Annotated in this window: 15 protein-coding genes; 6 read left to right on the top strand and 9 right to left on the bottom strand. The window is 67.4% G+C overall.

Translation table 11 applies throughout. The features are described from left to right. The first annotated feature begins 2 nt into the window (after positions 1-2). Entirely contained in the window at positions 3-2,396 is a 2,394-nt protein-coding gene (locus tag O7629_RS26600) for a tetratricopeptide repeat protein (RefSeq protein ID WP_278172621.1), read from the top strand. Between the two features lie 396 nt (positions 2,397-2,792). Here O7629_RS26600 and O7629_RS26595 read toward each other — a convergent pair whose 3' ends face one another. Further along, entirely contained in the window at positions 2,793-2,999 is a 207-nt protein-coding gene (locus O7629_RS26595) for a DUF397 domain-containing protein (RefSeq protein WP_278172619.1), read from the bottom strand. Next, a complete protein-coding gene (locus tag O7629_RS26590) occupies positions 2,996-3,892 on the bottom strand; it encodes a helix-turn-helix transcriptional regulator (RefSeq protein WP_278172618.1) in 897 nt (298 codons plus the stop codon). Before O7629_RS26590 ends, O7629_RS26595 begins: the two co-directional genes overlap by 4 nt. A gap of 138 nt (positions 3,893-4,030) precedes the next feature. Between O7629_RS26590 and O7629_RS26585 the strand changes: the two genes are divergently transcribed. Continuing rightward, complete coding sequence (locus O7629_RS26585) at positions 4,031-4,360, top strand: hypothetical protein (RefSeq protein ID WP_278172617.1); 330 nt, start codon at positions 4,031-4,033, stop codon at positions 4,358-4,360. A gap of 185 nt (positions 4,361-4,545) precedes the next feature. Next, the gene (locus tag O7629_RS26580; RefSeq protein ID WP_278172616.1) at positions 4,546-5,316 is read left to right on the top strand and encodes a DNA-processing protein DprA; all 771 of its coding nucleotides are present in this window, start codon (positions 4,546-4,548) and stop codon (positions 5,314-5,316) included. Positions 5,317-5,397: 81 nt separating this feature from the next. Here O7629_RS26580 and O7629_RS26575 read toward each other — a convergent pair whose 3' ends face one another. The 6 genes from O7629_RS26575 to O7629_RS26550 form a co-directional block, all read right to left on the bottom strand. Further along, positions 5,398-5,886, bottom strand: a complete 489-nt coding sequence (locus O7629_RS26575) for a hypothetical protein (protein ID WP_278172615.1) — start codon at positions 5,884-5,886, stop codon at positions 5,398-5,400. Beyond that, on the bottom strand, positions 5,883-6,359 hold the full coding sequence (locus O7629_RS26570; RefSeq protein ID WP_278172613.1) for an NUDIX hydrolase: 477 nt from the start codon (positions 6,357-6,359) through the stop codon (positions 5,883-5,885). The genes O7629_RS26575 and O7629_RS26570 overlap by 4 nt, the downstream gene beginning before the upstream one ends. Before the next feature lie 10 nt (positions 6,360-6,369). Next, complete coding sequence (locus O7629_RS26565; protein ID WP_278172611.1) at positions 6,370-7,170, bottom strand: protein phosphatase 2C domain-containing protein; 801 nt, start codon at positions 7,168-7,170, stop codon at positions 6,370-6,372. An 11-nt stretch (positions 7,171-7,181) separates the two neighbouring features. After that, complete coding sequence (locus tag O7629_RS26560) at positions 7,182-7,874, bottom strand: hypothetical protein (RefSeq protein WP_278172610.1); 693 nt, start codon at positions 7,872-7,874, stop codon at positions 7,182-7,184. Positions 7,875-8,084: 210 nt separating this feature from the next. Next, positions 8,085-8,867: a transposase family protein gene (locus O7629_RS26555; RefSeq protein WP_278169418.1), complete on the bottom strand. Its 783-nt coding sequence runs from the start codon at positions 8,865-8,867 to the stop codon at positions 8,085-8,087. A 249-nt stretch (positions 8,868-9,116) separates the two neighbouring features. Beyond that, entirely contained in the window at positions 9,117-9,854 is a 738-nt protein-coding gene (locus tag O7629_RS26550; RefSeq protein WP_278172608.1) for a TauD/TfdA family dioxygenase, read from the bottom strand. Between the two features lie 206 nt (positions 9,855-10,060). Here O7629_RS26550 and O7629_RS26545 point away from each other — a divergent pair, with 206 nt between their 5' ends. Then, positions 10,061-10,555: a MerR family transcriptional regulator gene (locus O7629_RS26545; protein WP_278172606.1), complete on the top strand. Its 495-nt coding sequence runs from the start codon at positions 10,061-10,063 to the stop codon at positions 10,553-10,555. Further along, positions 10,498-11,010 (top strand): hypothetical protein, encoded by a 513-nt coding sequence (locus tag O7629_RS26540; RefSeq protein ID WP_278172604.1) that lies wholly within the window; start codon positions 10,498-10,500, stop codon positions 11,008-11,010. The genes O7629_RS26545 and O7629_RS26540 overlap by 58 nt, the downstream gene beginning before the upstream one ends. Before the next feature lie 91 nt (positions 11,011-11,101). Here the strand turns inward: O7629_RS26540 and O7629_RS26535 are convergent, their stop codons facing one another. Further along, on the bottom strand, positions 11,102-12,334 hold the full coding sequence (locus tag O7629_RS26535; RefSeq protein WP_278172602.1) for a hypothetical protein: 1,233 nt from the start codon (positions 12,332-12,334) through the stop codon (positions 11,102-11,104). A gap of 277 nt (positions 12,335-12,611) precedes the next feature. On the opposite strand from O7629_RS26535, the gene O7629_RS26530 reads away from it, so the two are divergent. Continuing rightward, positions 12,612-13,868, top strand: coding sequence for an alpha/beta fold hydrolase (locus O7629_RS26530; protein WP_278172600.1), 1,257 nt, complete (start codon positions 12,612-12,614; stop codon positions 13,866-13,868). The last annotated feature ends 46 nt before the right edge of the window (positions 13,869-13,914 follow it).

Here is a 13,914-nt window from a genome sequence, read left to right as displayed (position 1 = left end):
ACATGGTTCACGGCAGCGCGGCGTCCGACGACCCGGATTCCCGACACGTCAACCGGACCGAGCTTTCCGGCAGCGCGGACTTGGTGCAGGCCCGTGACGTGCACGGCGGCGTACATTTTCATGGCCTCGACCCGGCACCCGCCGATCCGCCGCCACGGCAACTACCTGGTGGAGTCGCCGGCTTCCTCAACCGCAACCGTGAGCTTTCGGCGCTCGACCGCCTGCTGACCGATGCCCACGACACCGCACCTACGGTGACCTTGCTCGTCGTCGCCGGCACGGCCGGGGTCGGCAAGACATCGCTCGCGATTCGCTGGGCGCATCGGGTCAAGGCGCGCTACCCGGACGGGCAGCTCTATGTGAACCTGCGCGGGTACGACCCCGGACCGCCGGTCGACCCAGCGGAGGCGCTTGACCGCTTCCTCCGGTCGCTTGGCGTACCACCTCCCGCCATTCCAGCGGACCTGGATGAACGGGCGGCGATGTACCGGTCTCGCCTCGCCGATCGGCGGATCCTCGTCGTGCTGGACAACGCCGCGTCGGTTGGTCAGGTCCGGCCGCTGTTGCCCGGAACGGACACCTGCTCGGTCATCGTCACCAGCCGGAGCCGGCTCTCCGCATTGGTGGCCAGGGACGGTGGCCAGCGCCTAACGCTCGACATCCTGCCGGAGCACGACGCCGTCGAGCTGCTGCGGACTGTCATGGACGGCTATCGCCAGGGGGACAGTGAGGAGGAGCTGGTCGAGCTGGCCCGGCTGTGTGCGCGGCTACCGCTTGCGCTGCGGATCGCTGGCGAACGGGCTGCCAGCCGGCCATTCATGGCCCTACACGAACTAATCCAGGACCTGCGCGACGAATCGGCGCTCTGGGACACGCTAACGGCCGACGACGGCGACGAGTCCGGCGCGGTCCGGACCGTGTTCGCCTGGTCGTACCGCGCGTTGACAGACGAGGCCGCGAGGCTGTTCCGGCTGCTGGGGCTGCACCCCGGCCCGGATTTCAGCGCGGCGGCGGCGGTCGTGCTGTCCGGCACCCCGGCGCGCCGGATCCGGCATCTGCTCGATCAACTCGTTGGCGCCCACCTGCTGGAGCACGTCGGGCTGGACCGGTACCAACTACATGACCTGCTCCGCGCGTATGCCATCGATCAGGTGCGCCAGCGCGAGTCGGACGACGAACGCCAAGCGGCGCAGCTGCGTGTGCTTCGGTGGTACCTGCACAGCGCCGACGCTGCGGTGACGGCGATGCTTCCGTTCAACCAGACGGTGCCGCTGGACCCGGCCGAAGACGTCGAGGCGATCGTGTTCAGCGCATCGACGACCGCGGCCGAATGGTTCGAGACCGAACGGCACAACCTGGTCGCGGCGACCCGCCTCGCCAGCGAGTGCGGCGCTCACCAGGTCGCCTGGCATCTGGCGGCGGTGCTGCGCGGCGTCTACATGCATCAGAACGCCTTCGACGAGTGGTCGACCACCGCCCGGATCGGGCTGGCGTCAGCCCGGTCGGTCGGTGACCGGCGCGGGGAAGCCGAAACCCTGGAAAGTCTCGGCAAGGCACACTTCCAGGCCCGCCAACTCGACGAGGCGGCAGAGTGCCACCAGGCCGCTCTGGCGATCCGCCGCGAGATCGGTGACGAGTTCGGCACCGCTGTCTCGATCAACGCGCTCGGCCTGCTGGGGCTGCGGCATCGCCGGCTGACCGACTCGGTCCGCTACTTCTCCGAAGCCCTGGAGATCGTCACCCGACTCGGCAACCGACGCTGGCGGGCGCTTGCGCTGAGCAATCTGGGTGAGACACGGTACGAGATGCTGCAGTTGCCGGAGGCCGCCGAACTGCTCCGGAAGGCCCTCGCTGAGCTACGCGACCTTGGCGACCGAGGCCAGGAAGGCAACGCGTTGTTCTTCCTCAGCAGGGCCGAGCGCGAGACGGGCGACGTTGCCAGTGCACAGGCCCACATCGAGACTGCGGTGGCGATTGCCGAGGAGGCGAACAACTCGCTGTGGCTGGGCCATTGGCTGGTCGAACTGGCCCGGGTGCGGCGGGCCATCGGCGATCCCGCCGCCGCCCTCGACATCCTGCATCGTGCCGCTGCGCTGCAACGACGAATCGGTGACCGCAGCCGGGAAGCAACCGCAATCGACGGTGCCGGCGAGGCGTATCAGGATCTTGGCAGGCCGGCGGAAGCCGTGGACTTCCACCGACAGGCAGCCGGAGTGCACCGCCGGCTCGGCGACTCCTGGCAAACCGCCGTCGCACTGCACAACCTGGCGACAGCCCTTGCTGCGACCAGCAGCAAAGCAGAAGCGCTGCCGGTACGGCAGGAAGCGTTGACGCTGCTCAGCCAGTTCGAGGACGACCGCGCAGCCAACCTCCGCCGACTGATCCAACAGGCCTGATCACCGTCATTACCGGCTGAGGTCAGGTCTTATTGCGTGAAGCCTCAGGAAGATGAATATCCGTCGTCTGGGCTTGGGCAGCAGCGACAAGGCCGCGATACGCCGATGGTGAGCGGCGTACTCGCGTAACGCAAGGTTGACGGTTTCCTGCTCGCTTCTGGATCCGGAGAGGCGCATGGCATCTGCTAGTGCCTCGTCGTCCAGGTCAACCTGCGTGACGGTCATTGGCAACCTCTGCGAGAGCAGACCGAGTGTGCGTCGAGGCCGTGTGCGGAGCGTGTGCCTCGGTTGAGCATCGGATGCGCTCCATCTGCTCGACACGCCGAGCGCGCAGCAGATGGAGCGCATCCGATCATGGAGTCCGGCGCAGCCGTGGAGCCCGGCAAGGTTCTGCGGTCAGGGCTGGGTGGGGGTGTGCTTGAGGCCGGTGACGAAGCTAGCCCAGGTGGTGGGGCCGAAGGCGAGCGTCGGGCCGGTGCGGTCCTTGGTGTCGCGTACGTCCACCTGGCCGCCAGCGAAGCGGACCTCGATGCAGGCGGCGTTGTTGGAGCTGCGCGACGACTTGAACCAGTCTCGGTCAGGGGTGCCGACCTGCGGGGTCATCCCATCTCCTTGGCTATCTGGCGGATCAGCGCGAGTGAGTCCTGCGAGCTTAACGCGCGTTCCTCAGCCTCAGCGAAGGTCATTGTGTAGTCGGCTACGCGAGCGGACTGGTCGATGATGTCGCTGGAGGTCAGGACTTCCTGCCAGACCAGGTCAGGCAGCCGGGGCGATGGGAACGAGAGGATCTGGAACGGCCCGCCGAGCGCTGGATGCGCTCCTGCGGTGAACGGCACGACCCTGATTCGGATCTGATCCGGATGCGAGGACACCAGCTCGGCCAGGTGGTTGAGCTGGTCGTGCATGACCGCTGGACCGCCGATCTGCTGACGGAGGACTGCCTCGCTGATGACGGTGCTCACGTTCAAGGGGTTGAGACCGGTCAACCGAGCCTGCCGTGCCATGCGCGCCTTCACTCGCCTGGTCATCTCGGTCAGCCGGACGTAGGTGTTGCCGCCACGGATCACGGCACGGGCGTAGTCCTCGGTCTGGAGCAGCCCGTGGAGTAGCTCGTTGTCGTAGCTGCGGACGTGATCCGCGCCGGCCTCGTAACCGAGGAAGCGGAGGAAGTCAGCGGGGAAGAGTTGAGAGTACTGGTGCCACCAGGCGCGACGGGTTGCTCCCACCCGCAGCTCTTCCAGCTCGGCGGCGTCTTCCGGATCGATCTCATAGATCTCGATAAGTTGAGCCAGTCGACCGGCTGGCAGTTTGACCCGGCCGGCTTCGACGCCCGAGATGTATGCCTGGGCGATGCCGGTCGCCTTGCCGGCAGTAACCGCTGTCATGCCCAACTCCTCACGGCGCTGGCGCAGCCTGATGCCGAGTTCCCATGCCTGCACGGTGGGCGAGACGTCTGCGCCGTCGGTTGCCTCTTGGCCCGTCGGTGACTGGGTCATGTTCCTCACTCCTTACAGGACCGGATAGCAGGGTGAGCCTACTTCAGGAAGTCACAACAGACTAGGGGGTTGATATAACAAACGACTTCCCTGATGCTAGTCAGGGTCGGCAGTCCCGCCGCAAACGAGGAGGTTCCCGTGTACCGATTCGGAAAGTTGATCTACCAGCAGGAGGAAGGCGAGCGGTACGGGTTCTCGCTGTGCCGCATCGACAACGCCGGCACGCGCGACCAGACGTACGACCTGCTCGGAGTCATCCGGGTCGCCGTCGACCCACGTCAGCCGGAGGAGCTGGGGGAGAACCTGCGCGGCTGGGCGGTCGCGACCCTCGCCGCCGGCGGACACGGCTTCGGCTGCTACCACGCCGCCTTCAGCACCCTCGACGAAGACGACCAACCCGAGAGCGACCTCGGCAACCTCGACATCAACTGGTCCGGCTCGGAAGTCCTCGTACCCGCCACCGAATAGCCGTGTTCACCGAATCGGCGGCGGCCCGGCTGCTCCGCGTACCGCCATCGACCTTGCGCCGCTGGCTGGCCGTCACCGACGGCCGCCAGCGGCGGTCCGACCCGTCCGGCTGGTGCTCGACTGGGCGGAGTTCATCGAAGCCGCCCGGTACCCGGCCGAGCCGTTGACTGAACGTGGGAGGTTCGATGCTCGACCCGGCGCTGCGCCAACCCGAGGCTCTGTTTCCGGCCACGACCAGCTCTGGTGCGGCACTGGTCGCCGCCGCTGCCGACGAGATCGCCGGGTGGCGGGCGGACGGGATCGGGGTACACGCCTTCTCCGACGACAGCTACCCCGCCCAGTTGCGCGGCATCAAGGAGGCTCCTCCGCTGCTGTTCACCCGTGGCGAGCTGAGGGTCGACGACCTGGCCGTAGCCGTCATCGGCAGCCGCAAGGCGTCAGCGCGCGGACTGGGCATCGCGCGATCGGTAGCCGAGACGCTGGTCAACCGGGAAGTGACGGTCGCCAGCGGGCTGGCTCACGGCATCGACACCGCTGCGCACACCGCAGCCCTTGACGCTGGTGGCCGTACCGTCGCGGTCATCGGCACCGGCATCCGCAACTACTATCCGCCCGCCAACCGGCGACTGCAGGACCATATCGCCGAAGTCGGCCTGGTGGTCAGCCAGTTCTGGCCCGACGCCGGCCCTACCAGGCAGAGCTTCCCGATGCGCAACGCGGTGATGAGCGGGTACGCGGCAGCGACCCTCGTCGTCGAAGCTGGCGAGACCAGCGGCGCCCGGATCCAGGCTCGCCTTGCCCTCGGGCATGGCCGGCCGGTGATCCTGACCAGCCACGCCATGCAAAGCAAATGGGCGCAAGCCCTCGCCACCAAGCCGGGCGTCCACGTCGTACGCAGCACAGCCGAGCTGATCGAAGCCGTCGACGGCATCCTCAGCCGACCGTCACTCATGTAGGCCGCCGCAGCGGAAGCGCTCGCTGATCGAGCGCCTGTGCGGCGAAGCCATGAGCCGGTTGGTCGATTGAGATCCTGCCGTTCACGGCGTGACGCTGATGATGGTGTGCAGCATGGCGAACTCGCCGCCGCCGGTCAGGCAGTCGGGGGACACGTCGGGCAGGTCGAGGTCGCTGGTCGACGGGTTGGCGTAGCCGCCACTGCCGACGAGCCGGCTGCCGATCGCTATCGGCTCCCGGCCCGGCACGTCGACCCCGGCGACCTGCCCGCCGTCCCGCCACACCTTCGTGCCGGGCGGCCAGACGGCGACGTTGCGCATCCCGTCCGGCCCGGTCGTCGCGTCCGGTTCGAGGACGAAGCAGTCCGCGTCGGCGAGGTGGCGCAGGTATCCGTCGATCTGCGCGTCGTCGCCGCCACGTCGGACGTCGTGGACAAGCAGCGTCGGGTCCGACTCGGCGACGGAGACCGGCGGACTCGGCGTACAGCCGAAGCTCACTGCGGCGGACAGGACGGCGAGGACCACCCGAGCGGGCCGGCTACCCCAGCAGCGATGGCTTTCCCGCTCGGTCATGCCGACGCGGGTGACGTCGAACCGGAGACAAGGTCGCGCCAGCGGGCGATCGTCGCCTTGTACGGTGCCGGCATGTGCAGGTCGGGCACCTCGTCGTAGCCGAACACGCCGAGCTCCTTGTGCTCGTCGGTGTAGGTCAACTCCTCGGCACCGGTGTAGACCGCGCCGAAGCTGACAATGAAGACGTGCCGGAGAGGGGTGATCTCGTACACCCACGAATCGATGATCTGCACGGCGGTGACTGTCAGGCCCAACTCCTCGGCGACCTCCCGGCAGACGCCCTGCTCCGGGGACTCGCCGACCTCCAGTTTGCCGCCGGGCAGTTCCCACTCGTCGCGTTCGTTTTTTAGGAGCGGCACCTGACCGTGGTGGTCGACGACCAGCTTTACCGAGATCGGCAACTGGTACTCGACGTAGCCCGGGTTGCGTTCGACGAGGTACGGCGGCCGGTCGGGCACGGCAGGTGCTCCCATCCGTACGGCCTCAGCCTGCGGATATCAGGACGGCGGCGACATCGTCGGCGCGTTTGAAACGGTCACCGCCGACGGCCGGGTCGCTCTCCGTCTGCCGGATCAGCTTCTCCAGGTACGCCACCCCACGCTCCCGGGCCTCGGCGACGACCTCGGACCATCCCGGGTAGAGCTGATAGTCGGTGACCAGCCGGGCGAAGCCGTCAGTGCAGAGCAGGATGTGGCTGGTGCCTGCCCAGTCTGCGACGATCCGGTGTGGGACGAGGCGGCGCTGCGGGTGGCCGGAGAAGACCGACTCGACGTCACCGGAGGTCATCGTGTGCCGGCGTCGCTGCTGCATGGCCGCGACGACCTTCACCGGGTCGGTTTCGCGGGCCCGTACCGCCGCCGCCTCGCGCCCGTCGAAGTAGCTGGTCGCTAGGACACGGGTGGTGTCGCCGTCGATGACGGCGGTGGCGTCGCCGATGCGGGTCAGCTCGAAGCCGTCGCCCTGGTCGACGCAGAGTCCGATCGAGCAGGCTGGCGGCGTCCGGTCCGGCGGGAAGCCGTACGCCTCCTGCCGCCGCTGCACCTCGACGGCGATCCGTTCCAACAGGTCGGCACCGCTGCCCTGATAACCGTCCGTTCCGGCATCTGTCAGCAGCGATCCGACCAGGTCGACGAGCCATACGACGTCACGTTCTGCGGGCAGGGCAGCGTCGTCGTACAGGTCGGTGGCACCGTCGATCACCCAGGCCAGCGGTCCCGCGTGGCCCACCCGGTCCTCGTTCGACCTGGACCCGCCGGCCGTGGTGACCGAATCGCGTACCTTCATCTTGATCCTTTTCATGGCATCCACGAATCCGGCACGAACATCCCGGTCGCGATCAGGCCAGATGCGAGCGTGGCGACAACTCCAACACGCCACACGCTGCTGTTGTTGATGAGCGAGAAGGTGCCGAAGACCAGGCCAATCGCGCCGGCCGCGACCAACATGAGGCGAATCCCGTCGGCTCCCTTGCTCTGGCTGGCGACATTACCAGCAGTCGCTACGAACGCAACCACCGCTGCCAACAACCCGAGTAGCTGTAGTTGCTGTGTCTTGAACTCGGTCAGCTCCTTACGTAGCCGGTCCTGTGCCTGGAACCATCTTGATCGTTCCTCCAGAAGATCGACTCGGACCCGTGTTGCCTGGTACTGAGTGAGTCTTCGCAGGTAGTCCCTTGAGGTGCGAGGTTCGAGCTCGATCGCTTGAGCGAGGGATACCCTGGCCGCCTCGAACTCTCCGCGCAGCGCCAGGACCCGGCCCTTTGTCTCGAAGTAGTGTGCCAACTTGCCCTGCGAGAGAGCGATCGCTCGATCGACATGTCGTTCGACCTGGTCAAGATCCTGTGTGGGGGCGCCCTTGTCCAGGCGTTCGAGGTACTCGACCCAGAACGCCGCGAGTTGATGCACTACAGCGGGCACATCGGGCATCAGGTCGACGGCCTGTCTGGAGAACTCCACTGAGCTGCGTAAAGAGGCAAGGTCGCCACGCATTCGGGTCGAGATCGCCCGGAATGTATGGAAATATGGTTCAGTGCCGAACTGGTTCTCGTACCGTCGAACCACGGCGGCGTACTCGCCGTGTCGCTCCTCCCGTCGCAGACGCAGCAGCAGCGCATAGAGGGCAGCAAACCGAACCTGGCGGGGCAGACCGGGAGTCTCGACGATGGCGTGCAGATCGTTCTCTGGATCATCGAGCCATTTTCATCCTGTGTAGGGGTTGGCTTCGACGTGGTGCAGGACGAGGATGGCCTGCACGATCGCGGTGGCGCGGTGTGGGCTGCAGCGCAGCTTGGTCAGGATCTTCCAGGTCTTGAGCGTGGCGATGGCCCGTTCGCCGTGTGCTCGGATCTTCGCGTGCGCCCGGTTGATCGTCTTCTGTCGGCGTGACAGCTTCGGTCGGAAGCGGTGGCGCTTGAACGGGGTGCGGACGGTGCCTCGGGCGCCCTGGTAGCCCTTGTCGGCGAAAGTCATCACCTGGGCGCTGGTCAGCGCGTGGGTGATGCCGTGGACGCGGGCGGCGGTGAGGTCGTGCGCCGAGCCCGGCAGTGTCCGGGAGGCCCAGACGAGCCGGCCGGCGGCGTCGGCGATGACCTGCACGTTCACGCCGTGGCGCTGGTGTTTGCCGGAGTAGTACGGCTTCTGGTCCGCCACTCGGTCGATCGGGATCAGGGTGCCGTCGAGGATCGTGTACGCCAGGTGTCGGATGCGGCGCATCGCCGTGGTCAGGTCCTCGGCGACCGCGGCGAGCAGGGCGATCGCTTCCTGCACGTACCGCCAGGCGGTGGCGACGCCGACGGCGAACCCGGCGGCGAGCCGGGTGTAGGTGTCGCCGTTGCGTAGGTGGGCCAGGGCGAGTAGTGCCTGGCGGCCGGGGTCGAGGCGCCGCCATCGGGATCGATGCTGGTTGCGGTGGGCTCGGATGAGGTCGGTGAGGTGGTTGAGGGTGCGGCTGGACAGCGGGATCGTGGAGGGGTAAGACAGCACGGGCGAGGCTCCCGGTCGGGGCATCGGATCTTGGTCGACTGCTGTCTTACCTGGAGCCTCGCCCTCATCGCTCTCCGGGCTTGCTGCGCCCGCCCTGACCTGCAAGATCAGCTTGGAAAAGGCTCATCGACGTTTTCCAGGATGTCCCGGATCACGTGAGGGAAGCGTGCATCCTGGGCCGAGGGCGTCCTCGACAGCGCCTGCACCAGCAACGACCTGCGTCGCCGATCTTCAGCGCTGCGCCTGGCTTCAGGAATCCGCACAGTCGAACCCCTTGTTGAGCCAAGCGTACGGGTGGCTCACCTCGACTGTCGCCAGGAATCGGATGACGCAGCGCCTGCCGGTGAACGCCGAACGTCCATGCAGCGTACGGTGGTTGTGAAGCAGGTAACCGTCGCCTTGGCCGAGCGCCAGGGGCACTGACGCACCTTTGATCAACTGTCGAAGCCTGGCGGTGATCTGCGCGGCTCGATCGGGATGACATGGCCAGGCGATCTCGTCGTCGCGGTAGCGGATCCGCTGGTAGCCATCACGCGAACCGAAGATCGCCTGCGCTTTCTCTCCTCCCGGTACCGACAATGACATCTCGGCAACCGCCTCGGCGCCAAACTGATCTCGAAGTTGCGCCGCTACGTATGCTCCGTCGACCACTACGCCATCTCCGCCGCTAGCGGCGGGGACGACTGTCAGGGAAGCCAGCAAACTGGGTGGTTCGAGGTGCAGGCTTCGGTCAGTATGCGGTAGGAGGGCGATTCGGGTGAATCCGACAGCGTTCAAACCATCAGCAGGTGCTCTGGAGGGATCGATCACTGTTACTCCTGGTTGAGACTGGTGGGGGTGATCAACTGGTCGAGTCCAGTCCATGAGCAACCTGCTCACCTCAGCGGCGCTTGCCTGACTGATCAGCACGTATCCATCCTGGGCCAGGCGATCACCGACCTCGTCAGCTGCAATTTCCAGCACGCCATTGGACGCCAACAATCGCATAGGCAGGCCCTTGATTGACTCCTGACAGCCACCGTATGTGTCCACTGTGATCAACACAAGGTCTGATCTCTGCGATGGTCCGACGAGGTCGCGCTCGGTTCATCGCCTCAGGCCCGGCCAGCAGGTCCGACTCCCTGCTTGTGATCTGTCTGGCCTGTGGTCGGCGGGTTGACTCTCAGGTTGCTTGAGACGCCATAGTCGCTGCCATGGACGAGCTCTACTTGATCGGCGAGGTCGCCAGGCGTACCGGCCTGAGCGTCAGCGCGATCCGGTTCTACTCCGACGCCGGGATCGTCACCCCCGCCGAGCACACCGACGCCGGCTACCGGCGCTACGACGTCGACGGAATCGCGCGCCTCGAACTCATCCGTACCCTCCGCGAGCTGGACGCGGGCATCGACGACATCCGAAAGCTGCTGGCCGAAGAGATCACGCTGGGTGATTTTGCGACCGCGCACCTGGCGGTCGTCGACCGCCAGCTGAGCCGGTTCCGGGCCCGCCGGGCCGTTCTTCGCGCGATCGTCAGACAACGCGGTACGACCGAACAGGTGAGCCTCAGCTCGTCAACGAGTTCTGGATCGAGGTCACCGCCGATCTCGGGATCGACGACTTCGTCGACTATCTGCGCCCGTGGCGGCCCCGGTTGCCGGCGGATCCGACCAGCGAGCAGCTCGAAGCGTGGATCGAGCTGGCCGACCTAATGCAGGATGCCGACTTCCGGCAGGCGGTCCGCCGGTTCTTCAGCGACACCTTCGTCGGGCCACCCATTGACCAGAGTGCGCAGCCGCAACCACCTGCCGTGGGGACGAACCCGGAGGCAGACCCGCAGGCGGACGCGGAGGTGACGCAGCTGGTGGCGATGCTCACCGAGGCCAGGGCGGCGGCCGAGGCCGGGGTGCCGGTCGACTCGCCGCAGGCCCGGGAGTTGGCCGGTCGGTACGTGGCGTCGGTAGCGGCGCGCACCGACGATCCGGATCCCGCCGCCGTCCGGCGTCAGCTGGCCGCCGCCGATCCTGGTCGGCAGGTGAGCCGGCACGCCGAGCTGCTCGGCAGGTACCACTCGTCGACGGCGACGATCAACGGCGTACCGCAGCCGAAGGATGCCGACGCGCCGGCCACCATCTGGCTGCACGCGGCGGTGGCGGCGCTGACTTGAGGCACAGCGATAGCGACGGCGGGTACGCCACGGCCCGGGTTGTCCGCCGACATACTGGTGGGCACCCCGGGCGGGAAAGGCAGCGCAGGGGTCAGCTTCCGGTGGCCGGCGTGCTACTGGCGAGCTCCCGGCGGGTCTCGAAACGGGTCGGCGCGGCGGCGCGGCGGGCCGGGTCGGAGCAGAGCTCAGCGATCTGGGCCTCGGTCATCGGGCCGCCCCGGGACCGGGTGACGCCCAGGTGGTCGGGGACCTCGACGGTCGCCTCGAAGTCCCAGATGTACCACTCCTTGCGGCCCCAGGCCTTGTTCTTCAGCTTGATCTCGATCGTGCCCTGGGCGGTCTGCAGCTTGGGGCTGCGGTCCAGCGCGGCCCAGCCCGACGGGCCGGCGTTGAGCGACGTGGTCCGGGAGACCGTCGACTCCCAGTTCCACTGCCGGCCGATGCTCTGGCTGATGCTCGTCGACACGTTGCTCAGCGCGCTGGAGCCGAAGGTGGTCGCGGGGACCTTGGCGGTCATGCTGATCGACCCACCGGTGGTGTCGGACCATTCGACCGACAGGCTGTTGTCGTACGGGGTGCAGTTGAAGTGCGAGGCGACCTCGTGGAAGGGAGCGGTGGTCTCGGTCACCGGCGTTCCCGGAACGAACCGGCAGGACACGGCCCGGCTGTCGCAGTGCTCGAACAGCTCCGCGCGGGACGGGCCGTCCCAGAACCTGACCGAGCTGTACTGGTTGTCGGCGGGCACCCGCGCGAGCTGGTCGTGCGAGTACCACATGTGGGGGGTGCCGGACTGGTTGGTGTTGACGTAATAGTTGCTGGCGCAGTCGGTGACGTTCTTGTATGAACTGATCACGTCGCCCCAGCCAGCGCCGGCGAGGTTGTTGAAGTAGAAGTACTTGCCGCCGCTGCAGGTGCCGGATTGCGAGATCATGCTCAGCGAGCCGCCCGAGAAGTTGGCGTCCCGGTACGCGATCCCGAGGACGACCTGGGCGGCTGCGGACGTACCCGATGCCATGGCGCGGGTGGCGGTCTCGCCGGCGTCGGCGATCCGCTCGGTGGTCGCCGCGTCGAGTCGGCTGCCGTCGCGCGGGGCGTCGGAGACCGCCCCCTCGGTCGCCACCTTCATCGCGGTCTGGAAGTCGCGGTAGCAGGCCAGCTCGTCGGACGATTCGTAGAGCAGGCAGTCTGCCATCTCCGCGGTGGGCACGGTGGAGGAGGCGGCGGCCGGAGTGCTCGCGGCGAGCATCGGACCCAGCATCAGTACGGACAGGACGGTCGCGGTGCGGGCGTGTCGGAACATCCGACGGTGTTGCAGGAATGTCATGAGCACCAAGCCTTGCAGCGCGGAACCGCGCAGACTTGGTGGCGATCAAAGGATTCACTGAGGAGAATGTGAGGAAGGATTGCGGTCGGTGACCCGTACAGTGGATTTATGTGATCACCGCAACGCCAATTCTGACCGGAACGCTACACCATTTCTGTCGGGTCTCAAACAGTCCGACGTAAGAGGTGCCGCTGACCTGCACATTCAGGCCCAGGCCAGTCGGAGCTCAAGATCGTCCGCCGAGGGTCGGGCGCGGACCGGGCGGTACGCTCACCCGATGGCCGGCGACACATACAGCTTCGGCGAGTACGAACTGGATATGGCCCGTTACCAGCTGCGGCGGTCCGGTGAGCCGGTCCACGTGGAGCCCCGGGCGCTCGACCTCCTGCAGTACCTGATCGAGCACCGTGACCGGGTGGTGTCGAAGAACGAACTGCTCGACAAGGTGTGGGGCGACCGTTTCGTCAGCGAGGCGGCGCTGACCACCGGGCTGCGTACCGCCCGGATCGCCGTCGGTGACACCGGCCGTCACCAACGGCTGATCCGGACCGTGCACCGGCGGGGGTACCAGTTCGCGATGCCGGTGACGGTCACCCGCGCCGGTGACCCCGCCGACCCCGGGTCGGAGCCGGCCGCACACCCGACCCGACCGGCGCCGGCCCGGTCGGTCGTCGCCGGGGAGACGAGCGGCGCGGACCGCCAGGTCGTCCGGTTCTGCCGGGCCGACGACGGCACCCGGATCGCCTACGCCACCGTCGGGTCCGGTCCTCCGCTGCTCAAGGCGGCCAACTGGATGACCCACCTCGATCTGGAGTGGACCACCCCAGTGTGGTCGCACTGGCTCAACGGGCTGGCCCGGGACCGGCAGTTGGTCCGCTACGACGAGCGGGGGTGCGGGCTGTCCGACTGGGACGTGCCGAGCTTCTCCTTCGACGACTGGGTCGACGACCTGGACACCGTGGTCGAGGCGGTAGGGCTGGACCGGTTTCCGCTGCTCGGCGTCTCCCAGGGCGGTGCGGTGGCGGTCGCCTACGCCGTCCGCCGACCGGAGCGGGTCAGCCGGCTGATTCTCGCCGGCGCGTACGCCCGGGGCCGCCAGGTCCGGGCCCGCAATCAGGCCGAGCGGGACGAGGCGGCCCTCGACCTGAACCTGGCCCGGGTCGGCTGGGCGCACCAGGACCCGAGTTTCCTCGGCGTCTTCGCCTCCCAGTTCCTGCCCGAGGGCACCCCGGAGGAGCTGGAGGACTTCATCGGCTTCCAGCGGCGGACCACCTCGGCGGCCAACGGGGTCCGGTTCCTGGAGGAGTTCGCCCGGATCGACGTCTCGGACATCGCCCACCGGGTGCAGTGCCCGACGCTGATCCTGCACTGCCGCGACGACCTGCGGGTGCCGACCTCGCAGGCCAGCGAGCTGGCCACCCTCATCCCGGACAGTCAACTGGTGCTGCTGGACAGCCGTAACCACCTGCTTACCGCGTCCGAGCCGGCCTGGCCGGAGTTCCTGGCCCAGATCGACGCATTCCTGACCGACTGACCTGGTGATCACATCGACGCTGGCCAGCGGAACAGGTGTTGGCAAC

The organism is Solwaraspora sp. WMMD792, from assembly GCF_029626105.1.
GTDB lineage: Bacteria > Actinomycetota > Actinomycetes > Mycobacteriales > Micromonosporaceae > Micromonospora_E.
Note: the sequence above shows the minus strand (reverse complement) of the source record. Positions and strands in the feature narration are given on the sequence as shown.

Bases quoted from the DNA above. Each gene is read 5' to 3' on its own strand.
- O7629_RS26600 (WP_278172621.1), top strand. From the start codon at position 3: ATGGTTCACGGCAGCGCGGCGTCCGACGACCCGGATTCCCGACACGTC.
- O7629_RS26575 (WP_278172615.1), bottom strand. From the start codon at position 5,886: ATGACCGAGCGGGAAAGCCATCGCTGCTGGGGTAGCCGGCCCGCTCGG.
- O7629_RS26530 (WP_278172600.1), top strand. From the start codon at position 12,612: ATGGCCGGCGACACATACAGCTTCGGCGAGTACGAACTGGATATGGCC.
- O7629_RS26580 (WP_278172616.1), top strand. From the start codon at position 4,546: ATGCTCGACCCGGCGCTGCGCCAACCCGAGGCTCTGTTTCCGGCCACG.
- O7629_RS26535 (WP_278172602.1), bottom strand. From the start codon at position 12,334: ATGACATTCCTGCAACACCGTCGGATGTTCCGACACGCCCGCACCGCG.
- O7629_RS26550 (WP_278172608.1), bottom strand. From the start codon at position 9,854: ATGCGATTGTTGGCGTCCAATGGCGTGCTGGAAATTGCAGCTGACGAG.
- O7629_RS26595 (WP_278172619.1), bottom strand. From the start codon at position 2,999: ATGACCCCGCAGGTCGGCACCCCTGACCGAGACTGGTTCAAGTCGTCG.
- O7629_RS26545 (WP_278172606.1), top strand. From the start codon at position 10,061: ATGGACGAGCTCTACTTGATCGGCGAGGTCGCCAGGCGTACCGGCCTG.
- O7629_RS26565 (WP_278172611.1), bottom strand. From the start codon at position 7,170: ATGAAGGTACGCGATTCGGTCACCACGGCCGGCGGGTCCAGGTCGAAC.
- O7629_RS26560 (WP_278172610.1), bottom strand. From the start codon at position 7,874: ATGCGTGGCGACCTTGCCTCTTTACGCAGCTCAGTGGAGTTCTCCAGA.
- O7629_RS26570 (WP_278172613.1), bottom strand. From the start codon at position 6,359: ATGGGAGCACCTGCCGTGCCCGACCGGCCGCCGTACCTCGTCGAACGC.
- O7629_RS26590 (WP_278172618.1), bottom strand. From the start codon at position 3,892: ATGACCCAGTCACCGACGGGCCAAGAGGCAACCGACGGCGCAGACGTC.